General features: G+C 30.7%; 30 protein-coding genes. 1 reads left to right on the top strand and 29 read right to left on the bottom strand.

Translation table 11 applies throughout. The features are described 5' to 3' along the window. Position 1: 1 nt before the first annotated feature. The 19 genes from RIN63_RS00395 to RIN63_RS00305 all read right to left on the bottom strand — a co-directional run bounded on the left by RIN63_RS00395 (position 2) and on the right by RIN63_RS00305 (position 15,321). On the bottom strand, positions 2-886 hold the full coding sequence (locus RIN63_RS00395) for a metallophosphoesterase (RefSeq protein ID WP_310442663.1): 885 nt from the start codon (positions 884-886) through the stop codon (positions 2-4). A gap of 55 nt (positions 887-941) precedes the next feature. Further along, positions 942-1,853: a DUF4474 domain-containing protein gene (locus RIN63_RS00390; RefSeq protein WP_310442662.1), complete on the bottom strand. Its 912-nt coding sequence runs from the start codon at positions 1,851-1,853 to the stop codon at positions 942-944. An 86-nt stretch (positions 1,854-1,939) separates the two neighbouring features. Continuing rightward, on the bottom strand, positions 1,940-2,446 hold the full coding sequence (locus RIN63_RS00385; protein WP_310442661.1) for a GNAT family N-acetyltransferase: 507 nt from the start codon (positions 2,444-2,446) through the stop codon (positions 1,940-1,942). A gap of 53 nt (positions 2,447-2,499) precedes the next feature. Then, positions 2,500-3,051 carry an AAA family ATPase gene (locus RIN63_RS00380; RefSeq protein ID WP_310442660.1) on the bottom strand — a complete coding sequence of 184 codons (552 nt, stop codon included), beginning with the start codon at positions 3,049-3,051 and terminating at the stop codon, positions 2,500-2,502. Between the two features lie 56 nt (positions 3,052-3,107). Beyond that, positions 3,108-3,572: an NUDIX domain-containing protein gene (locus tag RIN63_RS00375; RefSeq protein ID WP_310442659.1), complete on the bottom strand. Its 465-nt coding sequence runs from the start codon at positions 3,570-3,572 to the stop codon at positions 3,108-3,110. Between the two features lie 69 nt (positions 3,573-3,641). Further along, a complete protein-coding gene (locus tag RIN63_RS00370) occupies positions 3,642-4,067 on the bottom strand; it encodes a GNAT family N-acetyltransferase (protein WP_310442658.1) in 426 nt (141 codons plus the stop codon). A gap of 122 nt (positions 4,068-4,189) precedes the next feature. After that, positions 4,190-4,633 (bottom strand): GNAT family N-acetyltransferase, encoded by a 444-nt coding sequence (locus tag RIN63_RS00365; protein ID WP_310442657.1) that lies wholly within the window; start codon positions 4,631-4,633, stop codon positions 4,190-4,192. Between the two features lie 106 nt (positions 4,634-4,739). Next, positions 4,740-5,201 carry a GNAT family N-acetyltransferase gene (locus RIN63_RS00360; protein WP_310442656.1) on the bottom strand — a complete coding sequence of 154 codons (462 nt, stop codon included), beginning with the start codon at positions 5,199-5,201 and terminating at the stop codon, positions 4,740-4,742. Between the two features lie 331 nt (positions 5,202-5,532). Then, complete coding sequence (locus RIN63_RS00355; protein ID WP_310442655.1) at positions 5,533-6,012, bottom strand: flavodoxin domain-containing protein; 480 nt, start codon at positions 6,010-6,012, stop codon at positions 5,533-5,535. A 15-nt stretch (positions 6,013-6,027) separates the two neighbouring features. Next, positions 6,028-6,414 carry an FMN-binding protein gene (locus RIN63_RS00350; protein WP_310442654.1) on the bottom strand — a complete coding sequence of 129 codons (387 nt, stop codon included), beginning with the start codon at positions 6,412-6,414 and terminating at the stop codon, positions 6,028-6,030. Positions 6,415-6,429: 15 nt separating this feature from the next. Continuing rightward, positions 6,430-7,059: a TetR/AcrR family transcriptional regulator gene (locus RIN63_RS00345; RefSeq protein WP_310442653.1), complete on the bottom strand. Its 630-nt coding sequence runs from the start codon at positions 7,057-7,059 to the stop codon at positions 6,430-6,432. 493 nt (positions 7,060-7,552) lie between these two features. Next, positions 7,553-8,434 (bottom strand): effector binding domain-containing protein, encoded by an 882-nt coding sequence (locus RIN63_RS00340; RefSeq protein WP_310442652.1) that lies wholly within the window; start codon positions 8,432-8,434, stop codon positions 7,553-7,555. A gap of 11 nt (positions 8,435-8,445) precedes the next feature. Further along, on the bottom strand, positions 8,446-9,312 hold the full coding sequence (locus RIN63_RS00335) for a transglutaminase-like domain-containing protein (protein WP_310442651.1): 867 nt from the start codon (positions 9,310-9,312) through the stop codon (positions 8,446-8,448). Positions 9,313-9,485: 173 nt separating this feature from the next. Continuing rightward, complete coding sequence (locus RIN63_RS00330; RefSeq protein WP_310442650.1) at positions 9,486-10,358, bottom strand: pentapeptide repeat-containing protein; 873 nt, start codon at positions 10,356-10,358, stop codon at positions 9,486-9,488. A gap of 57 nt (positions 10,359-10,415) precedes the next feature. Further along, entirely contained in the window at positions 10,416-11,093 is a 678-nt protein-coding gene (locus RIN63_RS00325; protein WP_310442649.1) for a metal-dependent hydrolase, read from the bottom strand. Positions 11,094-11,129: 36 nt separating this feature from the next. Then, positions 11,130-11,645, bottom strand: a complete 516-nt coding sequence (locus RIN63_RS00320) for a GNAT family N-acetyltransferase (protein WP_310442648.1) — start codon at positions 11,643-11,645, stop codon at positions 11,130-11,132. After that, positions 11,624-13,195, bottom strand: coding sequence for a cysteine--tRNA ligase (gene cysS / locus RIN63_RS00315; RefSeq protein WP_310442647.1), 1,572 nt, complete (start codon positions 13,193-13,195; stop codon positions 11,624-11,626). The genes RIN63_RS00320 and cysS overlap by 22 nt, the downstream gene beginning before the upstream one ends. A 110-nt stretch (positions 13,196-13,305) precedes the next feature. Continuing rightward, positions 13,306-14,715 (bottom strand): GGDEF domain-containing protein, encoded by a 1,410-nt coding sequence (locus RIN63_RS00310; RefSeq protein WP_310442646.1) that lies wholly within the window; start codon positions 14,713-14,715, stop codon positions 13,306-13,308. Between the two features lie 108 nt (positions 14,716-14,823). After that, a complete protein-coding gene (locus RIN63_RS00305) occupies positions 14,824-15,321 on the bottom strand; it encodes a helix-turn-helix domain-containing protein (protein WP_310442645.1) in 498 nt (165 codons plus the stop codon). 32 nt (positions 15,322-15,353) lie between these two features. Here RIN63_RS00305 and RIN63_RS00300 point away from each other — a divergent pair, with 32 nt between their 5' ends. Continuing rightward, positions 15,354-15,896, top strand: a complete 543-nt coding sequence (locus RIN63_RS00300) for a GNAT family N-acetyltransferase (RefSeq protein WP_310442644.1) — start codon at positions 15,354-15,356, stop codon at positions 15,894-15,896. Between the two features lie 82 nt (positions 15,897-15,978). On the opposite strand, the gene RIN63_RS00295 is transcribed toward RIN63_RS00300, so the two are convergent. The 10 genes from RIN63_RS00295 to RIN63_RS00250 form a co-directional block, all read right to left on the bottom strand. Then, complete coding sequence (locus RIN63_RS00295) at positions 15,979-17,679, bottom strand: hypothetical protein (RefSeq protein WP_310442643.1); 1,701 nt, start codon at positions 17,677-17,679, stop codon at positions 15,979-15,981. Between the two features lie 88 nt (positions 17,680-17,767). Further along, positions 17,768-18,163, bottom strand: coding sequence for a 23S rRNA (pseudouridine(1915)-N(3))-methyltransferase RlmH (locus RIN63_RS00290; RefSeq protein ID WP_310442642.1), 396 nt, complete (start codon positions 18,161-18,163; stop codon positions 17,768-17,770). A gap of 686 nt (positions 18,164-18,849) precedes the next feature. Next, positions 18,850-20,625, bottom strand: a complete 1,776-nt coding sequence (locus RIN63_RS00285) for a DEAD/DEAH box helicase (protein ID WP_310442641.1) — start codon at positions 20,623-20,625, stop codon at positions 18,850-18,852. Positions 20,626-21,249: 624 nt separating this feature from the next. Continuing rightward, positions 21,250-21,927 carry a DUF1444 family protein gene (locus tag RIN63_RS00280; protein WP_310442640.1) on the bottom strand — a complete coding sequence of 226 codons (678 nt, stop codon included), beginning with the start codon at positions 21,925-21,927 and terminating at the stop codon, positions 21,250-21,252. A 182-nt stretch (positions 21,928-22,109) separates the two neighbouring features. Next, positions 22,110-22,316, bottom strand: coding sequence for a hypothetical protein (locus RIN63_RS00275; RefSeq protein ID WP_310442639.1), 207 nt, complete (start codon positions 22,314-22,316; stop codon positions 22,110-22,112). A gap of 181 nt (positions 22,317-22,497) precedes the next feature. Next, positions 22,498-23,451: a HaeIII family restriction endonuclease gene (locus RIN63_RS00270; protein WP_310442638.1), complete on the bottom strand. Its 954-nt coding sequence runs from the start codon at positions 23,449-23,451 to the stop codon at positions 22,498-22,500. A gap of 2 nt (positions 23,452-23,453) precedes the next feature. Then, complete coding sequence (locus RIN63_RS00265) at positions 23,454-24,434, bottom strand: DNA cytosine methyltransferase (protein WP_310442637.1); 981 nt, start codon at positions 24,432-24,434, stop codon at positions 23,454-23,456. Positions 24,435-24,647: 213 nt separating this feature from the next. Then, positions 24,648-24,815 (bottom strand): hypothetical protein, encoded by a 168-nt coding sequence (locus tag RIN63_RS00260; RefSeq protein ID WP_310442636.1) that lies wholly within the window; start codon positions 24,813-24,815, stop codon positions 24,648-24,650. 28 nt (positions 24,816-24,843) lie between these two features. Then, positions 24,844-25,509 carry a recombinase family protein gene (locus RIN63_RS00255; RefSeq protein ID WP_310442635.1) on the bottom strand — a complete coding sequence of 222 codons (666 nt, stop codon included), beginning with the start codon at positions 25,507-25,509 and terminating at the stop codon, positions 24,844-24,846. Positions 25,510-26,132: 623 nt separating this feature from the next. After that, positions 26,133-26,405, bottom strand: a complete 273-nt coding sequence (locus RIN63_RS00250) for a hypothetical protein (protein WP_310442634.1) — start codon at positions 26,403-26,405, stop codon at positions 26,133-26,135. Between the last annotated feature and the right edge of the window lie 21 nt (positions 26,406-26,426).

Raw genomic sequence — 26,426 nt, 5'->3', positions numbered from 1 at the left:
TTTAAAAATATAAGTCCAGCTTTCTTGGTCCTGCTAGTATATCTTTGCCTATATATAGCAATCCTTTTTCATTGACTTTTACACTCCATTTAATTAGCATAATATTTCCTTCTACAATTTCTATTCCTGTTATGCATCTTGGATGGACGCAGCTTCCATCGTTAAAATAAGGAAGATCACCTACTTCAGGAAAATATGGCCTATGATTGTGTCCAGCTATTAGGATATGTTTATTGCTTTTGACCCATTGGATAAGCTTTGTTGCTAGCTTATGTCTCTTCTTATAATTATTTGCAGTCCTAGTTACATCATTGATACCATAAAGTTCAAGTGGTCTCCATATGTGTCTTACCAAGAGTCTTGCAATGGGCCAAATATCATAATTTAGGAATTCTACTTGATGCCCATGTACTAGAAAAATTTTACTTTTATAATCTTTATAATTCAGTATTAGGCCTTCATGGACTTGTATGTCTTTAAATAAAGAAATGTCTTTATGAATTCTTTCATTATAATAATATAGGTTCTCTTCTATGAATCTTTTATCCTTCTTAACAATATCATGATTTCCAAATAACATATAGAATCTCTTGTCTTCATAGAACTTAGACATCAGCCAAAATACATCATTATGGTTTCTTATTATTTCTTTAAAATCAGGTAATTCCCAAAGCTCATCTCCATCTCCTAGTTCTATATAGGTATAATTCTTCTGGTAATAATGGTTTAGGGCAGCAAAAAATACATTCTGATTTCTAGCAAAAGAATCTGACCAATTGCCATCTCCCCTATGAACATCACTCATAATAATGATTTTGGAATTATCATCTATATTGATTTCTTTGGAGTTATTAAAAATTTTAGTTAACCGGTTCAATATTCTCATACATATCCCACCCAATATGTTTATTCTACTAGACTATTCATAAAAGTGAAGTTGCTTACATTTTGAAAATATCTTTTGTCTTCTTACCCATTAATAGTAAGTTTTGTAGCATATCAGGATTAATATCTTTTAATGCAATTATCTTATCTAGTGCATTGTCATAATCCCTTGTTAATTCATTATAACTATGACACAATAGTTTGTTTTTCTTCTGGGTTATTTCATCAAATTCATTAATTCTTGTAAAAGGCTGAGGAGTCTTTGGTTCTGCAAAAGTAACAAAAACTGTTTTACCCTCAACTAACATCTCTCCCCTTCTATATCCAGCTCTTTTCAATCCTTCTATAAATGAATTTCGCATATTAAGATCCTTAAGAGTAATAGATATCTTTGCTTGAAGTTCCCAAGGTTCCGAGAATTCTCCTAGCTTGAATCCTGTTAGCCACCAATGTATTCCCCTTCTATTCATTATAATTTTATTATTTTTAGTTAGTGTAAATCCCATTTTAAGCATATTGTTATCATCAGCACAATCATAGAAATTCCAGTTAAAATATTCATTTGACAAGTCAAGTCCATCTGTGTGATATACGCCTATTTCAAAGCCAGTTGTCATACCATATTGACCCTTCCAAAATTCTATCATCCATCTTTTATTATCATATTCAAAATAAATAGGTTCACAGTCTATTATCATAGATGATGGTGCTGCTGCCTCATCATAAAGCCTTGTATATCCCATTTCCCGTTGCCATGCATCAATTACTGTATAAAATATATCCTGATGAAAGTCATATGCATAACCATAAGGTCTTATAAAGTCATTAAGAGATTCAACATCTTTAATCTTTTCGATTTCTTTTTTTATCTTAGATTTAAATCTTTTAAATATAAAAATAAAAATTACAATTAATACTGCAATTATGAAAAATATCAAATGATAATTATCCAATATATATTCAAACATAAAAATCACTCCAAGTTATCATTGTTATTACATGATATTCCTGAAGTGATTGTTTTGTTATTGCTTAATGCTTCTATGCTGGGAATCTACAAATCATTTCTAAATGTATATGCAATTCCAAGCTCATCATCATAAACATCTTCTACATCTAAGTGTTTCTTAAAATCATTTCCCACAGTACTCTTTAATACTGATTCCCAAAATATATGTGATATTGGATTATTAGGATGAACCGTTAATTCCCATTTTCCTGGATGCATCTCAAACACTTTCTTAGCTGCATATTTTCCTATTCCACCTCTGCGATATTTCTTCATAACAAAGAACTCACTCATAAAAAGCGTATCTTCATCTTTAGATATATAACAATAATCACATACCATAACAAATCCTGCAAGTTTATTATTAACCTTAATAAAATATGGAAATCTTCGCTTTTCAGTCCAATAATAATCTAAATATCCATACCCATATAAGCCAAGAAAATTTACATCCCTATCTTCATACTCTGAAAAGTCATATTCATACAACTCGATTAATCGGGCTAATATTTCTCTTTCCTCTTCAGCTACCTTTACAATTTCTATATCCATAATACACTTTCCCCTTTTAAGTAGATAAAATTAAATTACTTAATATATTTGTTTTATAATTTAAAATGAGCCTTTATTATTTCAGCAACATTTTTTGCAGGAACAGTAGAATTATCTATTCTCAAATAGTTTTCAAACTGTATTTCTCCATCATTACTAACACAGCGATACTTCTCATCACCATTTATAAGCCTTTGGTTTGAAGCTTCTATATCTTGTTTTGAGGCTTTGTTTCTTAACCTATTTTCAGTAATATTCCTTTGTAATCTAATTTCTTGTGGAGCAACAAGTTCTACATAATAAATATCAGCGTTATTATTTTTGAATATCTCCGTTACATGTTCAACATAATCCCAGTCAGATTTATGGTCGAAGGCCCACATATATGTAAATATTAATCCATAATTATCTGATTTAGCAAACTCTTCAAATATGATTTCTCTAATTCTACTTATTGGTCTACTATGATAATATCCAAATACTTCTATTACCGGTTCAATTGTCATATGATTATGGAACAATCTTAAATCAGTAATTTTCATAAGTTCCTGCCCTACTGTCATCTTACCAACAGATGTATTTCCTATTAAAAATACCAATTTCATAAATTACCCTCCTAATAACAAATCTATAGATAATTTTTTGTTTAATATGAAGGTCATTATAAACTTAATAAATTATCAGAGATAATATGTCTATGTGTTTCTGCAATATTCAAATCCTTTAATTCTTCGAGGCTAAAGTATTTAAGTTGTTTTGATTCCTCACTACATATTAATTCATGTTTATTACTTATTTCAATTTGATATACAGCAGTTATTATTCTTAATATATTCCCATCAGGATACTCCGCTATGCGTGTAGGATCAGAATAAACCTTTAGAAAACATAATGATTGTTCTTGAATTTCGAGCCCAGTTTCCTCTTTTATCTCTCTTACAATACATTTTTCAAGACTTTCATCTATATTGAGCCCACCACCTATTAAAGCCCAACGATTACTATCGGTTCTTTTTTCTAATAACACTTTACCATTATATCGAATAATTACACAAGCTCCTATATGAATAGGTTTATTCGGTTTTGGTGCATTCTTATCTTTATAATAAAACCTTGCTTCTCCCAAATTAGCCTCCCCCTTAATATTTATTACACATAAATCGACCGTTGCGACACTGAAGATAAAGAATGCGAACTAAATGTTCTTTTTCATATAATATCTCTTATGCCCTTGCGGACAATCATCTAAAACTCCATGTATCTCATATCCATGTTTGATATAAAAGTCTTTCGCTTGAAAATCAAAGGTATCTAAGTGTACAATGTGGCAATCATATTCTTTTGCAGTTTCCTCTATTTCAGCTAATAATTGAGAACCTATCTTTGTATTTCTATATTCTTCTTTAACCCATAATGCATCTACATATATACATTTCCAAGAGTAATATATACAATTTATCCCTGCTATAATATTGCCATTATCATCTTGTATGTGTCTATTAAGTTTTGACGATGGAATAGATATTTCAAATGGTACATTTAATTCATTATATTCACAAATTTTATCATCAATAAAGTCAATTTCTTTTTTTGTACTTTCTAAACTTTTATAAATATTCATCTATTAACTCCCCTTTTATGTATGTAAGTTACGACATCAAATACTACCATTATGACATAGTTTATAAATGCTACGAAGCATTATTTTCCTATAACTGTATATATACTTAATTCACCACTACACTATTTAACAAGAATTATCAAATCACTAAGTGTTTTAAATCCATTTTTTTCATAGAATTTCTGCGATGGGTAGTTTTTTTCTGTGTTTAATATCATTGCATTCATTCCTTGTTCTTCAATATCTTCTTCTATTGCCTTTATAAACCAGCTCCCAATAGCTCTCCCCTGCATTTCATAACTAACGCAAAACTCATCAATATAATATTCAAAACCTTCAATCCACGGTTTTTTCATACCAATACTCAAGGCTACTAGCTTATCATCTAACAGAGCTGCATAACCTACAAAGTAGTTATTGTTAAAGTGATTATTCATAAACTTCACTACTTGTTCTCTTGATTCATAAACATCATTCCATGGTTCTTTAGTGAATGTTCCAATAAACAAATCCACACAATCATTAATCATATGCTTATTAATTTTTGCTAAAACTAGTTCTTCCATTCTTCTCCTCCCATCTAGCAGACATCAAATGTTCTTTTGCTATGTCTGATTTACCATAGTGCATCTCCTTAATTTTATTATTTCAATCCACTGGACAAATTAAAATTTATTCAGCTCTGTGAATATACATTCTAGATAGTTCCTTTTCACCATCTCCTTGAGCCATACATAGAAATTCCCATCCATAACGCTCATAAAGAGAAATATGATCCGTAATCAAATATAAGGTGTCAATATTTTTTTCTTTCATATCTTCACATACATAATCCAACATTTTACCAGCAATGCCTTGCCTACGGTAATTCTCTTCCACATAAACAGCACACACATTAGGTGATAAATCTTTCCTGTTATGAAAATCGTTTTTTATTACGCCAACACCACCAACAATCTCATCTTCCAACATCACTATATACCATTGCGGAATAGTATTTCTACCATTCAGACATTCATCCATACTTTCAAGATATGCTTCTACTGGAATATTCCACTTTTGATGGAACCAGTCAGCAGCATATGTTTTCAATTCTGGACTGTCCACTATTCTCTTAATTTGATAATTGCTCATTTATATTTTCTCCTCTAATCATATCTAATCTATTTCAACTCTCTTACTTTCTTTAACATACTATTTAAAAAAATCTTATTAACCATATTAGAAATTTTCTCTGGCAGTTCTTCTAATATTTCTTGTACAATTTCAGCTAGTATTTTTGCACCAACTGGTAAAATAGTATTCTTGCTTACTTAATGTTTCATCAATATTTTCTATATCTGATATATTAAAGTCATAACTTAATGAATTGCTGCTCTTTACATCTATAAATATACTCCTTTTGCATCCAACTATAAAAATTGAGTATATCTATTATACTTCATTTAAAATACCTCCAGATAAACTAAATAGAATTTATTGCTTGTGCAAACTTGTGGATATTATCCTGTGATATATTGGATTTATTTGAAGTTACTTTAGATACCTTTTTTACTATAAACTTTTCTATAAAGGTCATCTTATCAAAGGTAAATTCCCCACCAAAACATTCCTTAGCATCTGCAATTTCGATTAAAGCTGGATTAAAATTTTGATTTAATTGGGTATTGATTGTATCACCTTCTTGCATACCACAAATAAACAACCCAATTCGTTTTTTCTTTAACTCTTCTAAGCTTTTTGAGCAAAATTCCGTTACTTCTTTTTGTATTCTACCAATGTATATTGACCCACCAATAATAATCTTTTCATATCTTGAAATATCAATATCCCTTACTTTCTTTAAGTTCATTATTTCTATTTCACCATAAAGTTTTTTAGACAACAATTCTACACATTTTTCTGTACACCCGTATTTACTTGCATAAACTATCAAGGTACTCATTCAATTCCCTCCTTCTTAATTATTAAATGCATTCTCTATTGACTTAAGGTAAGCTTTAGATGTCACTGTAGCTTGTGATACTGCATCTACTTTAGTATTTTGTGCCTCAATAACTCTATGGAATAACTCATCACTTACACCAGGCTTTGCAAAAGTAACATCATCTACTATATTTATTTTTGTTATCTTATGACCCTTAACTGTAACATTAACCTGATTTGACCATCTTCCAGCATTATACTTTCCATTGTATATCCCATCATTTAGCTCTAATATATTTATTCCGTTTACTTCAATGTTGCTTCCTTCATTAAGTCCTCGAGATAGATAAAATGCTCCGATTGTAAAAACCAATATAAATACAAATACTATTGTGATTATTATTTTAAATATCGCCTTCAAACCCCCCCCTCCTTCCTAGTTCAATATATTGCCATTAGCTATTCTTAATACTATTTCATTTGAATAAAAGCTAATCAAATTTTCTCTTTGTTCATCACCAATGTCTTTTTCTATTATAATCTTGAAAATAAGACCTAAGGTTGATACTGCAATCATTTGTGCAGTTAGTTCGACTGTTTTATCATCTACATCTTTATCCTTATACATCTCTCGTAAGCATTGGTACAGTGCAGACAAAGCGGGTTTTTCTTTTGAAGCACCTTCAAATAACGAAGAAGTATGTTTTAATGCCAATTTTGATTGGCTTAACTGTGCAGCCATAAATTCTTCTGGCATATTTAATGCTGCTTTTATATATTTTTTGGTCATTTGCATTAATTTTTCTTCAGGAGAGTAACCTTCTATTTTTATTGAAGATACTGCTGATACTATTTCTTTATATCCTCTTTGCATTAAAATATTTAATATTTCTTCTTTATTATCGAAATAATGATAAATGATAGATGGAGAGTATTCAATTTTTTTAGCAATTTTTCTAATAGACAGTTTATCAAATCCCTCAGAAGCCATGATATCACTTGCCGCTAAAAGGATAAGTTCCCTCATTTCTTCTATTTCCCTTTCTCTTCTTTTTTCTATTGTCATAATTTCACTCCTTGTTCTATTTAACGCCATTAGATAATTGAACGCTGTTCAATTTCTATAATATAACACTCAGTCGAATAATTGTCAACATATAAAATAAATCTCAATTATTAAAATATCTAGAAAGACTTCAACTTTCACAATCAGCATTAAAAAAAGACCCAAGGGTCTTTTCTAAATTAGGATGTTGTATTTAATATAAAAGATGCGTCATAAAAACCTCCTACCAGATAGAAATAAGTTTTTAAATAAGACTCGACATTGGAAAATTTATTCGAATATGCCTAGATGAAAGTGACGCATAAATTTACTTACATGACATAGTTGCTTTTCCATTATTGTGATTAGGTTCATCATTTTACTTTAACTTTGGTTTTCTATCTATAAAGTTTGATTGGAGAGAAACTCTAGTATTTGTTCTCAATAATTCAAGGCTTTCATAATTCCTATTCTCTTTTATAGATATGTATTTTTTTATCTTTCCATTATTCCTTTATATATTATGGTGCCTTGATTTGTTAGAGGGGAGTATAGGTATATAAATATCTGCTACTAGTTCTCCTTGAGAATAATAGTAATATTCTATATCATTCAATCCTGCATGTTCATACTCTGATTCACTAAGCCATACTGTATAAATATAATCTATTGTTTTTTGCACACTTTCTGTTAAAGGCCCAATTGTCTTAAAGACTGCATAAAGTGATGGCTTTATTCTATGCGCAGTCATATCCTTTGGAATATTATTTACACTTGTAACTTCATGTCCAACCATATACTGAAAAGTATCTCCCTCTTCAAATATACATATTCCCATGCATTTATCATCATATTTTCTTTCCTCTATATATGTCCATTCTCTGCTATTATTCCATTGCTGCCATAGAAGTGGTATTTCTTGATAACTACTCTTGTCCACTTGAATGTCATATTTTTTACCTACTACCAAAAATTCTGGTAACTTCTGTAAGACTGGCTGCATACCATATTTTTGTCGATTATATTCAAACATCATATAATCAAAAGTCATAGGCTCCCTAATATGATAAAATAGTCCCTCATGTTTTACCTCTAAAGGATTTCTTCCATAAACCTTTTCAAAGGCCCTGCTAAAGGCCTCCCTAGATTGATATCCGTACTTTATTGCTATGTCAATAGTTGGCTTATTTGAAGAGACCAACTCCTTTGCTGCTTCAGTAATTCTTCTTTTTCTAATATATTCTTTTATAGAATCACCTACTACGCCTTTAAAGATACGATGAAAATGATATAAAGAATATCCAGCCTCCTTAGCAATAATAGATAAATCTATATCATCATTTAAATGATTTTCTATATAAATTAGCGCCTTCTCCATGGCATTAACATATGCCATACTAATCCCACCTATTCAAACATATTTATAACTTCACCTAAATCCTTAGGTACCCTTATTTCATCATTTTGCTGGACAAAAGTGTATAGAGTCTCTATGTCATCATCTACATTTAAATCATACCTCGATAATTGGTCCATAATCAAAAAATCATTCTCTAACCATTCCGATACTGGTAGCTTTTTATATCCTTCCCATAAGTCCCAAGGCTGCATTGGTATCTTAAGTAGTGAGTTAACATCAAGAATTAAATTGGTCTTTAAGTAATCATATCCCCAATATTGTAAGATCCCAAATAAATCTGGGTTTAACTCTCCCTCTCTACACATCAGCCAAGCTCTTGGAGCAGTTATAAAATATTTATCATTAACATCTAGAGTATTAAAAGATATATCTAGTCTTTTTCGTTGAAAGTCATCAAGCTGTGGATCTACTAATACCCATCGTCTTTCATCTTCATTCCAATATTCAAGAACCCAATGATCAATATATTTACCACGATCAAAGTATGTGGCAAATCCACATCTGGCTCTAGCAGGAATACCCGCTTCTATACAAAAAGCTGCTGCCATTACTGAAAAATCTCGGCAAATTCCAAGTATTTTATCCTCTATCCTTTTTTTATCTAATACATGATTATATCCTCGATTATTTAAAAATATCAGTTTCTCTTCAACACTTCTAATCCAAGGCTCTTCATTTCTTTTGTCCGTCAACTCTACTCCATACCTCTCAGCCCAGTGTTGGTGTAACATAATATTTTGAACAATTGATACAATACTTGAAATATTTTTTGGTATATCTGCAACCATATGCTTCATTGTTTCTATATTTGTCATTATACCATGTTCACTATAAAATTTAAGTATGTCCTCCACAATAATCCCTCCATTTTCTTTACCTAGTATTGATATCTATAAATAAACTTAATATCTAAGTTCACCATAAGTATATCAGCCTAATAAAGTTCATGAGTGATATTTTGTGCGTATTTATGAAAAGTCTATGTTGTTTATGATAAGGTATTCTATATCAATATAGCTGAGTTTTTCTATCCTTTGGACCAAACCTTTGGGTAATCTATCCACTCCGGTAGCCTTGTATTAGAGTCTCCCTTTGCAGCATTAACTTGAGATTGTGTAATAAATAAGCTCTCTGTAAGATTTGCACCTCTTATATCAGCATCCCGTAAGTCAGCTCCAATTAGGCTTGTACCACTCAAATCATTTCCTCTTAAGTCTGCTGCAATAAGAAATGCTCCTCGTAAATCCATCCCCATAAGATTAGATTTTCTTAAATCAGAACCAATTAAATCCAGTCTTCCAGCAATTGTTTTTTTACATTTTAAATCCATTTTTTGATTCCTAGAAACTTGATTCCCAACAATTTCACTAATATTTTTGAGGATAGGGTTAATCTTATCTCTATGTGAATCTATGTCTAATTTCATCAGGGAAATGTCATCTAAATATGTAAGTTCTTCCGTTTCATTTATGAAATGCTTCAGATTATCTTTTATATCAGTATTTATTTTCAAGAAAAGTGCTACTGTAAGATACCATAGTATTTCATGGAGTTGTCTCATAATGGAAAATACTTCAAACATTGGTTGCGCTGATTCTGGAACTTTACGCCAATCCTGTCCATTATATGTAACTTGAGCAACTTTTTGTCCGGCACCAAAACAGTCATAAGCAGTGCACCCTTTTAAACCTTTACCTATAAGACTACTATGAATACCGCAGCTAAAATCATTCTGTAAATTTAAACAAGGCTTACCAGCTTCTTTGTCAATTGGAAAGCCTTCTAAAGCTGAAAAATATAAGGCAACGCAACAAAATCCAAAACATTTCTGGCAATCATTTTTTAGACTATTGAATAATCTTGCATTAAGGTTCTCTCTATTATCGTATATCACATTCATTCACCTATACCATTTAGTATTATATTGCTGTTCAAAAATCTCATACCACACCTTCGATTAAAACTCAAAGGATTCTCCAATATTTAATATAACAGTATCACAGATTTTGTTCTTTTCCTTAAATTCATTAGGATCTGCTTCTATAACTTGGAATGTATTATAGTGCATTGGAATTACAAGTTTTGGTTTTATAAATTCTGTTGCAATGACTGCATCATATATATCCATAGTATAATTACCACCAATTGGAATAAGAGCTACATCTATATTTTCCCACTCTAATAACTTCATATCCATAGTTAAGCCAGTATCACCTGCATGATAAATCTTCTTATTATTTACTTCAACTACAAAACCACATGGATTTCCTCCATATATCATACCTTCTTCAGTACTGATTCCAGAGCCATGAAGAGCTGGAGTAAGTTTTACTGTCCCAAAATCAAATCTATATCTTCCACCTATATGCATAGCATGTGTCTTTACACCTTTACTTGAAAGATAATCTGATATTTCAGCATTGCTAATGACAAGGGCATCATTAGCCTTGGCAAGTTCTATACTATCTCCTATATGATCACCATGTCCATGTGTGATAAATACATGTGTAATTCCCTGAATTTCACCTAATTCAATGGTTGATAATGGATTCCCAGAAATAAAGGGATCAATTATAGCTTTAAAACCTTTATCCTCTAGAATAAAAGCAGAATGCCCAAGATTTGTAAGTTTCATTATATTCACAACTCCTTCTCTATAAAAATAAGCTGATTAAATAACATTTCGCATATCCCTAGAATAAATCCTTAATCTCTTTTCCTCATCTGTAAATTTATCAGTTTTATGAAAACCTGCTTTTTTATAAATATTAATAGCAATAATGTTTTCATCATAGCATAATAGTTTTATTGAGGCAGCTTCGCCTAATGGTTTAGACTCAATATACTTTAGCACTTGATAGAGTGCCTGTTTACCATAACCTTCACCTTGGTGATTACTATCAATCATTATTGCATCAATCAGGTAGGTATCTTCTAAGAAATGATATGGTTCCTCACATTTAGGGACATATACTATTTTTGTAAATCCAACAGGCTGAGATTGGTTGTATAATGCAAAACACACATCAGGGTACTTAAATTTCAAATTTACATAAGCCTGAGCCATAAAAATAGCATTTGATGGTAATAAATGACTTTGGGATTCACTTGATTTGAGATTTATGATTTGCCAGAAATTCTCCCATGTTATTTCTTTCAATTCTATCATGATTGCATAATCTTCCATGTAGTGTTGTCCTTCGAGTCTACTAATTCGATGTCACTTTCTAAAAGAACATTTCGTATTTCATCTGCTCTAGCCCAATTCTTTTCTTCTCTTGCTCTATTCCTCTCTAAAATAAGTTTCTGAATATATTCTTCATCAACATTCTCAATATTAATTATTCCTTCATCTAAAGTAAGATTTAGGGAAAATACTTTATCGAAATCCTCTATCAAATAAATCTTTTCTGTGTTATTTAACATATTATCCTTTATAACTTCAGATAACACAGTAAAGGCATTCGCTATATTCAAGTCATCTCTTATTTGCGCTGCAAATTTATCTTGATATTCTTTTATGTTCGTCTTATTAATTTTTTCCCCTTTTACTTTGCCATCAACTATATTTTTAATTCTGCTCTTTAGTTTCTTAAAGGCTTTCTGAGATTCTGTTAAACTTTCAAAGCTAAATAAAAGCTGTTTTCTATATCTAGACTGTAGGCAGAAATGCCTATAATCTAAAGGATTGTAGCCTTCTTCAATAAGCCTAGAAAGAGTTAAAAAATCTCCCTTTGATTTTGACATTTTCCCATTATCAAGTACTAAGAACTCTCCATGCATCCAGTAGCTTACCCACTTGTGTCCTATAGCACTTTCTGATTGAGCTATCTCATTTGTATGATGCACAGGGATATGATCTACTCCTCCACAGTGTATATCTATTCTATCTCCTAAATACTTCATTGACATGGCAGAACACTCAATATGCCACCCTGGAAAACCTATTCCCCAAGGTGATTCCCACTGCATTATTTGATTGGAAAACTTTGAGTTTGTAAACCATAGTACAAAATCAAGGGGATTTTTCTTAAATGGGTCTACATCAACCCTACTCCCTGCCTCAAGCTCTTCCAGACTTAGATTAGCAAACTTAGCATAGTCTGGGTACTTTTCTATTGAAAAGTATACATTACCATTGGCAATATAGGTAAAGCCTTTCTTTTCCAGTATTTGAATAAAGTTAATCATATCCTCAACATGTTCTGTAGCCCTACATACAATTGTAGGCTCTGTTATATTAAGAAGTTGACAGTCCTTAAAAAAGGCCACTTCATAAAATTTTGCTATTTCCCAAGGGGTTTTCTTTTCTCTGATGGCTCCTAAAGCCATTTTATCTTCTCCTGTATCTGAATCGGATTCTAAATGTCCTACATCTGTTATATTCATAACATGCTTGACTTCTAAGCCTATGTACTCCATTGACTTCTTTAGGACATCTTCAAAAACATAGGTTCTCAGGTTACCTATATGGGCATAATTGTATACTGTGGGCCCACATGTGTACAATTTTATCCTGCCTTCCTCTACAGGTATTACCTCTTCTTTTACTCCTGTTAAAGTGTTATACACTGAAAACTTCATCTCATATCCTCCCTTATCCAACAAAAATAAAACTGCAGATATTAAATCTGCAGTTGCTAGTTCTGATATTGTTATTATCATATCTCTAAACGCAGACTTGTTGTTATTATCAAATAATATAATATTATTTGATAAATAACAACAAGATATCATCTTAAAAAATCTCCTGAAAGGAAAATTAATTCTTGATATACTATCAATTCAATACTCCCCATTCTTTCAGTACATGTATACTTTACTTTCCCTTCCCTTAAACGCTTTAATTACCCGAAAGCACATATTTGGTCTTTCCCATTTTGCTTTGCCTTATAAAGTCTCATATCTGCAAGGTGAAACAAATCATTAAAAGACAATATAGAACCATTTAAATTATCTGCAACACCCATACTAACGTTTATTGGGATAGTTTTTTCGCTCTTTTTAATGTTTAGGTTTAGTAATTTATGTTTTAGTCTTTTAGCTATTTCATACCCATCTTCTAAAGATGATCGTCTTAATACAATAACAAACTCATCTCCTCCATAGCGACCTATCAAATCATGGTCACTAATTATACTAGAACAAGATTTGCTTATTTGTTTTATTACATCATCGCCTAAAAGATGGCCATACTTATCATTTATTCCTTTAAAATTATCTATATCAAATACAATGCATGCTATACTTTCCTTTTCTACAGATGCTTCCTTTAACCAATCAGTTGTAGCTGCTTCTAAGTAGCTGCGATTATATAAGCCAGTTAAGTAATCAGTATTAGCTTTCCTCTCTATAGCAGCAATATTATGTTTGATATCAAGTTTTAGAGCTGTTATTGCTAGTTTCTTTTCATTGATTAAGTTGAGAAGTTCTATATACTCTCTTTGGACTAAATATCCTTGTGGGATATCGTTCATTAGCTCACACATTTTGCATCTTTTCTCTTGGATCTCCTTTAATAGATATAAATCATCATAACTTTCTACTAACTCCTTTGCATAAGTTAACGATTTAAATGCTTCCATGTATAGGTTTTGATTGGAATACCATTCACCTTGTAATATATGACACTGAACCTTCTCTCTTATGAATGAATCTAAGATTGGATCATTTATTATTTGTTCTAATAATTGTCCAGAAACATCAAAGTTTTTAAGCCCAATCTGAGCTAATATAATATTTAATTGAACTCTAATTTTTAAAATCATACTTGCTGGTTTATGTAACTTGGCCATCTCTAGCCCTATCTTACCCATTTCCAATGCTTCTTTATAGTTTAATTCATTAATCAATATATGGCTGTAGTTGCTATATGCATTGCTTACTATATTATACTTCTCCAGCTTCTTCCCTAAATCAATACTTTTTATAAGTGTTTCTTTTGCTTTATAATAATCATTATTATACTCATAAAGCACAAATAAGGTATTGTATAAATTCAATTTATCTGAATCATCACCATATTTACTACAAACCCTATCATATGAATCAATACTTTTAAATGCCTCTTCCAAATCACCAATACAATAATATGATGCTGCATTATTAATATGTGCAGTTAAAATAGATTTATAGTCATTCGATTCAATTCCACACTTAAGAAGATAATAACAAGATTCAATTGTTTCTTTATACTTTCCTTCACTCCTTAGTAGAGTTACTCTTTGCTGTAACAATCTTAAATTTTCCTTATTCATGTTTACACTTCATCCCCCAAATATGCTCCTTCAATTAATTTATGATAAATAATAAAATGCAATAGTACCTACACATTGAGTACTTTAAGAATATTATAACATCAGACTTCAATTTTCTCTACTTATGATATGGTTCACCTTTTCACTACAACTTTGGTTTTCATTAATTGCCATTTTACTCCCCCAGTCAGCAAGTCCTCTAAGAGCTGGAATAAGATTTTCTCCATTATCAGTCAGAGAATACTCAACCCTAGGTGGTACTTCCATAAACTGCTCTCGTTTTATGATTCCATATGATTCTAATTCTTTTAGTGATTGAGTCAGCATCATATTTGTAATCCCATCGATACATCTTTTTAATTCATTATATCTCATAGTTCCATTTTTATTTAATAACCAAATTATAGGTAGTCTCCATTTTCCACTGATAAGATTTAAAGCAAAAGTTAATGGACAGTTATTAAGTCTACTCTTATATATTGTTTTGTTGCTCATAATATCACTCCAATGCTCAGTTTTTACTTCCTTAGGCAGAAAATCCTTCGTACTTGTAATAATAATTCTTTCTGGTATAATCATATCAAATCCTGTAGGTTTATTATACATAATTTAAAATTTTTCTAGAAAGGAAGATTAATATGAGCATATATTATGAAATTATTTCTGATGATAAAATTCATTGTATAGAAAATCTATGCAATGAATTAATGGCTTATCAAAAATCTAAATCATCTATCCATCCCGAGTGGTTTGATAATATGTCTTTTGAAACCCGAATGATTCCTTCTTTCAATAGCGCTAAAGCTAACTTTATAATAGTAGCTAAAGATGATAATGAAATTGTTGGATATGCATATAGTAACATTTGTCCTAAGCATACATATTCTGGTGGATTTGCTACTCTGGAATCTGTTGATTTCTTCGACTTTGATTCTGTTAAGCATGATGATGTAGGTTGTATTTCTCAATTTTATATAAAGGAAGATTATCGTAACTTAGGCATTGGTACAATTTTGTTCACAAATAGTATGGATTGGCTAAACTCATTTAAATCAATTAATGATATATTCATCTTTGTGTCTAACGGGAACAATAATGCATTAAAATTCTATCTAGATAAAGGCTTTAAAATAAGCCATCAAATACTAGATGGCTTTATTACAGTATTAAGAAGTATATAAATTTAATTTTATATTTAAAGAAATCTTATTTACTTATGGTACGGTTCACTATTGTTTACTGAATGCATTACTATCAGTTGTACTAGTTATCTTTAAAATAATTATCTTCCCAATTAATTATTTGTATTTCTTCTTTACCTTCTACATTATTTACAATATCTAATAGAAATTTATCACCTGGGTGTTCATGTAATGCTTTTAGAACCATTTTATAATAGATATCCATATCGTTTTCTTTAATCGATAGATTTGCAATTTCTAATAAAAGGCATACTTCTAAAATTCCCGGTACTTTAATTTGATTATTTTTCCTTCTCCTCTTTTCATACTTTTCATATATCTTTAAAGTAGTGTCAAAAGTCCATGGAAATTCATTTCCCGTCAACAAGTGGTAAATTACATTTTCTATACACGGAACTTCTAATACTGTCTCATATTTTTCTGCAAATTTATCAAAACCAGAACATCTTATATCATTTTTTAGTGGAAGGTTATATAAAATATACAAAACTACAAATGGCACCTTCTGTTCATCTTTTGCTAAACCTTTTATTATAGATTCAATTTTATTACAGATAGAAAATAAATTTATGTAATCTTTATTGTCACTTTTTATAAAATCCACATAATAATTCAAAAAACCCTCTAAGTACCTCCAAACAGTCTTTAAGTTAAAATTGTCTACCTTGTGAAGCCAATATTCTGGTGCTAAGTTTACCTCAATTGAATTAGGAAGTTGAGCAAAATAATTTACTTTTTCTTTTTCAATTTGTTCTTGTCTTCTAATGAATTCTAAAATTATATGTCTTGTAAATCTTATTAAACCTGGAAAAGTAAAATATATGTTCTTCCCATTATTATAAATTTCACTTTCTCCCCCTGTTTTTATTATCTTTGGTATTTCATTTAATGTATGTACATATTTTGAACGCAAATCATATGAGTTTCGTATGGCTTCAAGCAACTGTGATTCCTTACAAGGATTACCTATATCAATTGCTTCATCTCTATAATAAGACTCTGTGATGTGATATAACGCAAAACCTCGATATCTACTAGACAATTGAACATGTATTTCATTAATAATGGCTTTTTTAATTTCATTAACTGTATTTTCTTCCATTTCTTTATATATATTTTCTAAAGGTACTGTTAGACTTTTCGGGCAATCTTCCCATTTCGTTTTATAATTATCAAATTTTTGTGCAAGTGATTCAATAGAAGCGACGAACATTGTATATGATAGTTCTAGGTTATAGTTAATAGTAGTCAAGGCATCAAAAAATTGTCTTATAACTTTAATTGTAAGTAAATAAGTTTCCCTTGGTAGTCCTATCAGACTTGCAATAAACTCATTAAACATGTCAATTTCTTTCTTTGAAACTTTTATATTTTCTTTAAAAATAGATGGAACAATTTTTCTCGGTAAATGACTTTCATAAATCCTTTCTTCCTTAGTTCTTATTAAAGATTTAATAACATTCTTTTCGGTAGAAAATAATCCTTTAAACCAAAAAGAAAGACAAGACAAATAATCCCCTATAATTTGATTATCACCAATAGCAATTAATTGAAAACCAGTACTCCTCTGTTTCTCAATAACATTATCATACTTTAATAAATATGTAGTAATACCTTCATTATCTATTTCTAATGGTTCCATAGATGCAATCGGGGATTGGATTATGCTTTCAGAATTAATATTTGAGTAAATTTTAATTTCCCTTTCTGTAACAAAAAAGTCCTCCGATTCAAAAAATTTCTTAGAAATTACTTGCAACATAATATTTTCCTCCAATCATTTATCTAAATAAGTACTTTCAAAATAAAAAAGGCTTCTTTATCATAGCATTACAAAACTTATTAATTTTTCATTTATGATAAGTTTTACCTGAAATAATAGTAAATGCTCGATAAATTTGTTCATAGAGAACAATGGGTAATATATCCATTCCTATTTCCATTGGAGAAATAGCAAGAGAAAAATCGGAAGAGATGTCTAAAGAGATATTCAGGAGAAAAACAATGTGGCTTTGTCCATGGGTTGTTATATAATCCATTTTTTGTGCTAATTCCTCGGAAGTTATATTTTTTCCCTTGGTATTAATTTGAATAACATAAGTATTATTTGGGATATCTTTCGTTGGATTTTTCGATACTATATATTCTATCTTTGTAAAAGCACTCAAACGCTTTGAATATTCACTTATGGCTTCCTTGGTATATTTACTGTTTACTTTTTCTGTTGATATAATGGTTATTTTCATTCGTATCTCACTTTCTTTAAAATTATTTCTAAAAATATCTGAAAAATGTTCAAATTTTTTTAAATGTTTATAGTTGTCTTACCCATTATTGAAATTGTCTTACCCATTTTCACTTATATCTTACCCATTTTGAAAATTTCTTTAAATAATTTGAAATTCCTCTACATTTTTACTCTTTTTTGAAAACCTCAATTGATTATACTATAATTGATTATACTATATTTTTATTATAAAGTGAAAATGTGAATGTGGTGGAGATTCAATCATAATTGCAAAAGAAGAATACTCCATTGGATTAAGTTCCACGGAAAAACTTCATTATAATCGCGTTTGAGATGTTGAGTTTATGACGTGTAGAATAGTCTATTATTCCCAACCCTATGATGAAGGCAGTAAATTAAATAAAGTAAGGAGAACTCGTTCCATATAAAAATTCTCTTTATTTTTCCTCTTCAATAGTATAAATAGATTGTATAGGAGGATTTATTTGATGAGATAAATATAAAAAAATAAACCGTTTCTCAACGGCTCATCTTTAAATAAAGTGTTTTTACATTGTTTCTCTATCTATTAGATATACAATAGGTTCGTTTCTCATTACTTTCCCTTCTTACCTTCTCTATTAGAGTAACGATTCTAAAATCGGTTTTGCCAAAATGGCTACTTTTAATCACTATATTAACTAATTAATTTACAAATATGCTTTGTCCTTTTGCTATTATATTGTTTGCTACCATAAACTCTGCAACTTCAATCCTATTTAATACGTCTCTAGCGAATGTATTATTGTTCTTATAACCAATTAACTCTCTCAATTGTTTTTTCTTATATTTCCCCTTATCTAGAGTAGATAATAGATGAATAAATGCAGTAGCGTAAGAATTTTCTTTTCTTCTTTTGTTGTATTTATCCATTTTGCTTTCTTTGTATTTTATCTCTTTTTCTAATTGGTATTCATGCACTTGAATGTTCTGGAATTGACTGATTACAAGGTTGATAATTTCAGTATCATGGTTCATCAAATATACTTCAGCATCATCTCTATTTAGTCGATTAATTCTTTTTATAGCCTGATAAATTTCAGCAGCAATGGTGGTTTGTCGCAACTTTTCTAATTTTTCACTCATAAATCTAACCACTTGCCCATCTCGTAGTATTCCTAGACTTTCATTTAGTAAAGAGTTTTCACCTGCGTAGATTTGGTATTTGGCGATATATGTGTGGAAAGCAAATTGAGGGTTGTGGATGAGGAATATTCTTGTAAAATCCTTCCAATCATTTTTTCCTGTGATATTTCCGAACCAATTGTAATCTGTAGAATGAGAAGATTTTATATGTTTTTGTTCATCTTTTGCCCCAATAACCAATGTCTTTTCAAACATTCCCAATATCTCTATGTTGGCAATTTCATTGTTGATTACATCGTATAGATTTTCTGTCTTTTCTTTATTACTTTTACTTGAATTTTGGTTTATGACATTCATTGTCCAATTACTATGGTTGATTACCTTTTTATCCTTTTGAAGATTAAACTGTTTTCCTACTTGACAGATACTATTGATTGACGCACTTGCATCAAGGATTATATTATTTTCTAATTTCCAGAATTTAATTTTTCTATCGAAAGAATACATATGTGTGTTTTCCACATAGCAAGTACGATTGATGAAATTCTCCAACACTTCAATTTCGTTTATAAAATCTGATTTAGTTAGGAGAATATCTTTTTCTTCTTTGGTAATGATGGCTGTTTCAATATTGTCATCAAAGACGAAGTTTTTGGCTTTAACAAATTCTCTTAGTCTACTATTTTTTATTAATTTCTTTAATTGTTTAAGTTCCTGACTTACGTCAATAGATGTTTTAAAAAAGGTTTTTGTTTTATTTGTTCGTAAAAAACTTTCTATTTCTCTAGTGCAAACCGTGTATAAATCTCTTATAATACCACGCTCAAGCATTCCATCGAATTCTTCTATTCGCTGCATCGTATATGTCATCTCTTCCAACATATCGATTTCTTCATCAATGATTAACACTTCTCTGTTTTCAGCAAATCTTCTTCTCTCTGATTTATTTTTACTTAAATCTGTATATCTTTTATGTGTGATAATTAGAATATGATAATCGTCTAACATATCTTTGTAATCTTGATAGTTTTCTGCATGTATAGCATTGGCTACTTCCTTTTTACAATATCTATTGATACGCATTGCAGAACCTTGACAATCTTCCACAAACTTTCTAACAAAGATTGCTTTTTTATCTTGTTGTACTAATTCAGCAAGTGCTTGCTCGCTATAAATAGTTTTACCTGAACCTGCTTCACCATTGATAACTAAAAATCTATCTTTATTATTACCATGTAAAATCTGATTTTTTAATGTTTTAATTTGTTTTTGAAATTCAATTGCATCGACACCTTCGATTTTGAAATAATCCCCTTTGTTTATCAAGAGTATCAACCCCTTTCAGTATTTAGTTTTGTGTAATATGTTTAACATTTTTTCGGATTGTCTTGGAACTTCGAAATACATATACATTTCGTTTTGGTTCTTTTTTGTCTTTACGGGTAAAAATTAAATCTTCACCCATCAACATGAGTTTTGCTGCAACGTGTTTATTAAAAATGATGTAACCTTTCATAGAATCATCCCCTCCTTTTTATTGCCGACCTATTAGGTGGAAGAAATCTTTTTACATTTTTTATTTACTTTTGGAATTTTATATAGGAAGTTGATTAATTTCAAATTTTCATCTTGTAAAGTTTACGAATATAATTAACCATGACTTTTACTATTTCTTTACGAAAACAAAAAGTACTTTTGAATAAAATTAAACACAGTAATTAAAATACCCAACGTTCAATCCTGAAGAATGGCGTTGGGTTTTTGATATGTACGCTTAATTTTGCTTGCTATCATAAGGGTTGTGGTTCTTGTTTACCCTTTGTAATCTAAAGAATTTGCAAAAATGGTTTGGTAAGGGGGATATCATGTTCTCCTTTATATTTGTAAAATATGATAATAGCACACTGCAAAGGTTAGACTTGCATAAAAAAATAACGGCTCATTTTGAACCGTTATCCTTTAAGCAATTATGGAGTATTTTCCATCTTTATTCCTTCTATATATTTTATCCGATATTTTATTCACATCATTATCAATTGCAATCAGTTGCTTTAATATGTGGGTATAAGTTTTATAAGAGAGTTTTTGATACTTTGCACAAAGTAAAGTCATAGAGGAAGGCATACAAAAGAGAATGTCATTACCTATTTTTCGTTTGATTTGTTCCTGTATATTTTCAGATAGAAAGAGGGTTGCTGCATAATCGGTATCAAATCGAAGAGTATAGATTTTATGTGAATTATCCAACCGAACCAATGGGTTTGTCATTTTGTTAAGATTATTGCGACTCTCAATTTTTAGAGTGTTTATATCAATATTAGCACTTTCCATATCTTCAGTAGAAACAAATCGAAAAACATCCTCAAAATCCGTAACCCAATATACCGATAAATCACAGAATAAATCTTCACATATATATTCTTTTTGAATCTTAAATGACTTAGATTTTATCAAGGGATATACATTATTTAAATCTAACTTAAATTTGTAAGAATTTAGTATATCAGTAATTATCTTTTTATAATTATTGAGATTTTCCTGATACCCAACCATTTGATATTCTTGATACATTGGATGCAATGGAACTGATACACTCATTGCCCCTTTAGCCACATATACTCTATCTTTTCCATCCATTCGCACTTCATCATACTCTGTTTGCAAATCCCATATTATTCGTCGAATAAATTTCATGTATTCCATATCGCTATCACTCTCCTTGTTTTTTAGTATAACGTTCTTTAAATAACTAGATGAAAAGCAGGAACCACTAGTGGATCCTGCTTTATAATATGGAGGTATTATATAAAACAATTAATTTATCGAGTTTTGGCTAATCGGTAATCTTTTACACTTGTATATCCCATGTATAAAGTTAATATTGAAAATGGCACATACCAAAGATTTGTTACTGAATGTCCAATAGTTGGTATATCTCTGAATATGGATAAAAGGATTCCAAATATGGCATAACCCACTATAATAGGAATTACTACATTGAAAACTACATTAATAACTTTTTTCATGATGAATCACCCCTTTTTACTATATTCGAATAGCATTTCTTCTATATTATTAGTATAACGTGCCCAAACCTAAAAGGCCAGTACTTTCAAACAATTATTGAGAAATGTGATATAATTGACACTAAATAAAAAACTGTTATTCTAAAAAACAGAATAACAGTTTGTCTTTAATTATGTACTTTTACCATGCTTCATGGTGACTATGCAAGGTTGGAGGGACTCCCGTTAATTGAACATCAAACTTTAATGATGGTTCTACCCTTGAACTTGCATTGTGAATTCTCATACTCACTGTCCAACCATTGTCACATGTCACAATAATTGTATTTCTTGAATTGGGTTTAAAACTAATATCAAAAAAGCGTGTAGGCATATTCAGTTGGGGGACATTTACTATTGAACGCTCTCTCCCTGAATTTCGATTTAATGTTCCATACAAATTGAATGCTTGAACCTGTGTAACCCTTCTCCTATCGAGTGTGATTACTTTATAGAAATCATTGCGTCCTAAAAGATACTGAAGAAGTCGTTCTGGAATTAAACCTGGATTATCATGATTAAGCCTTCCTAATTCCCTTATAAACGCTTCCAAAACTGGTACATAAAAACGTTCTTCTTTGTCCTCTACGTTTCTCCAAAGTTCTCCTTGCTCTCGTAGTTCCTGTAATTCATCAAAAATAGGGTTAATTTCATCAAAATAACTTTGTGAACATGATATGCCAAACCATGAGTCACCAAAATTTATTGTTCTTGAAAGCCTACTATGTTTTACGGCTGTATGATTATGTTTGCAACTTAATCCAATTTCCCATTCATTCTGCCTACGAATACAAAGGACATCTCTTACATCCCCTTGCTGCCCTCTTGAATCCTCTTGAATGGAAAGATAAAGAGGGACATTATTTTGTGGAGTCGTTAGTTGAGGTTCCAGACGCAGAATTACTCGTGTCGCTGCGTCTGCACCTAAATCCATACTATTTCTCATTTCTTCAGTTGCACCATTATATCGCTCCATTGCAACCGCCAAAGCACTGTTCTGTTCGACCACAACTTGTTGCGTCCCACCCAAAGCATTATCTAGGGATTGGAGACAAGCATATTCAAAAGCCTTACCATTCCCTGTTTGAATTGCCATTATTACACCACCCTTTCCTTAAAACCCTGTAGATTATTATGCAAACACTCATTTAATTTCTCATATGCTTTTTCTGCTACTGCTTCCGCAAGTCCGACAGGTACAGCATTTCCTATTTGTTTATACTTAGAAGTCAAATCACCGACAAATTCCATATTTCTCGGAAATGTTTGAATAGCAGCCGCTTCTTGCCAACTGAATCTTCTTGTAACTCCATTGTCTCCGAATTTCCATAAATCCTTCTCAAGTTTCTCCATATCAGGGCTAGAAGGGTGGAGAGGAACCTGTTTTGCCATGGCTGGAATAGTATAAGATACTTCATCCCAATCTCTCTTTCGATTTCGGCTCATAAAACGGGAACTATATGGAGCATCACACACATCTTCTAGTTTTGGCTCTGGGAAACCTGCTAATGCCTCTCTTAAATCAATAATTCTGTCGTGTTTTTCAGGGAACTCAAATTCAGTTACACCTAAGTCATTTCGAAAACCAATTAAAATAACCCTTTCTCTACTTTGAGGTACACTATAATCTTTAGCATTTAATAGTTTAGGAAAAATTTTATATCCTTTACCTTTGAAATCTTCCACTATCGCTTCAAATATAGTGCCTTCCCCTAAAGTTAGAATGCCTTTTACATTTTCTGCTACAAATACATATGGTTGTTTTTCTTCTACTAGTTTTACAAAGTATTTATATAAAGTATTTCTGGAATCATCAATTTTACGTGGTCCGCTCAAACTGAATCCTTGACAGGGGAATCCACCAAAAATTGCGTCTGATTCGGGAATTGTACTAAAATCTATATTTTCAATTTTCTCACAAACTACTTCAGCATCGCTCCATAGTCGATGGGTAGCACATGCATCTTCATCAACATCATTTGCCCAAATTGTCTTAAATCCTTTTCTATCGAATCCCATATCTAAACCGCCTGCACCACTAAACAGGGAAACGGCTGTATAAACTTTTGTCTTAACCATAAATAAACGCTCCTTCCCTAAATTATCATTATATCATATAATCTATTAATAAAATAATAGCACATTCGTTCGTAAAAGGCCAGAAAAATAAAATAACCCTACGTAAAGAGGGTTATTTCTTATTTATCTAATTTATCTTTTCTTTTCTGTATCAATCTGCTTCTTTCGGCTCTTTCCGTAGTTTCTCTTTTCACTGTCTATATATAGTACATGTTAAAAAAATATTCTACCGAATATTTTTTCTGCCCGTTCTTTATCCATCGTTAATTTGTCGTACTTCATAGCAGATTTCGGTATAATTAACGGATTTGCTTTAATGGTACTCTTTTTCACTTCTTTCTTTATCCGTCTGATTTCTTCTACAGTTACTTTCTTTTCCATCAGAATCGCCTCTCTTTATTTAATCTTTTTATAACATCTCTTTAATTTTCTCTTTATTCATCTCTTTATCTTTGCTTCGCTGTAAATCTTTTTCTTTTTGTTCATTAGCAAATTTATAGAAGGTATTCCGTTTTAGGTTTAAAACTTCCATGGCTTTGGTTGCTGTCATTTCACCATCCTGCCACTTACAATATATCTTTTCAAAGTTCTTCGGTTTTGGAACGGCTGGCCGCCCAAACCTTACTCCTCGTTTCAAGGCTGAATCAATACCCTCCCTTTGCCGTGCTTTAATATTGACTCGTTCTTGTTCAGCAAGCCAACTTAATATCTGTAAGACTAAATTTACAACTAAATCCCCGACTCCATCAAGCCCTTGGTATTTTCTTGTATCCAATAGTGGCATATCTAATACAACAATATTAATTTTATTGTCTACAAGCCACTGCCACTCGTCTAAAATTCCCTTCTTGTTCCTGCCCAATCTGTCTAAAGAGTGAACAAAAAGTGTATCCCCAGGACGAATGCTTCTTTTTAAAGCCTGCCATTCTGGACGCTGAAAGTCCTTTCCACTAGCCTTATCACAATAAATGTCTCGTTCATCTATATGTTCTTCTAGTTGCCGAATACAATCAATTTGCCTTGATAAATTTTGTTCCTTCGTGGAAACCCGTAAATAAGCGTAGCACCTATGCATAGTTTGTCCCTCCCCTACTATTACCAAAATCCAAAAGAGGATTTTGCTGACAGATAGTGATAAAAGTAAGATTGTTACGTCTCATATATATTAAGTAAGTATATGAATAAATTAGCCTAACTGTTTTCTACGAAAAGTATGGAAGTAAACAAAGTGACTTCCTATCCTCATATAAATAAGGCTTACTTCATTAAGCAAATTAAAAACATTAAAACCTTTACCTTTTACACAAAAGCATTTCATAAATGCTTTGCAATACAGGGATAAACATGTACGCCTAATTTTGTTAGACAAATCCTTTACGGAAGTAAGCGTTTAATTCAAATCCCAACGTCATATCTTAATAATAATATTTATTAAGGAATAATGTTGGGTTTTTAGATAATAATGGATATAAGCGTTATATATACTTTTATATGTATATACAAAACAGTTATGCTTCATTGTTTATGAATGTATACCTTTCCAAATACGGTATTATATATTAAAGACATTTCCGGAAAAGTCTAAAATATCGTATTCAAATATTTAAAAAATACACTATACTTTTATAAACATTGTAGCGCACATAAGAATTTAAGGCAGCAAGATAATTAAAAGGAATTTCTAAGTATTAAAAAAACCTATGAAAGGCTTTTTTGATTTCCTTGTGATATTAGGTTAAATAAATCGCTATTATCCATCTTCTCGTAATCAATGGCCTTTTCTATAGATTGAAGGGTTACTTCCTTATTCTCCATTTTACCAATTAAGGTAAAACGAAAATCCTGAGAATATGTAATTACAAAATTTTGGGGTTCGTTCAATTGTATATTTTGCAATTGCTGAATAATAACTTGTTTATTTAAGTTATACTCATCTACTAAATTAGTACATTGAAAAATTACTCTAATCATTCCTATCAACTCCCTTATTTT

Origin of the sequence: Tissierella sp., from assembly GCF_031460495.1 — a bacterium.
GTDB lineage: Bacteria > Bacillota > Clostridia > Tissierellales > Tissierellaceae > JAVKTS01.
This window is presented reverse-complemented; position numbering and strand designations above follow the sequence as displayed.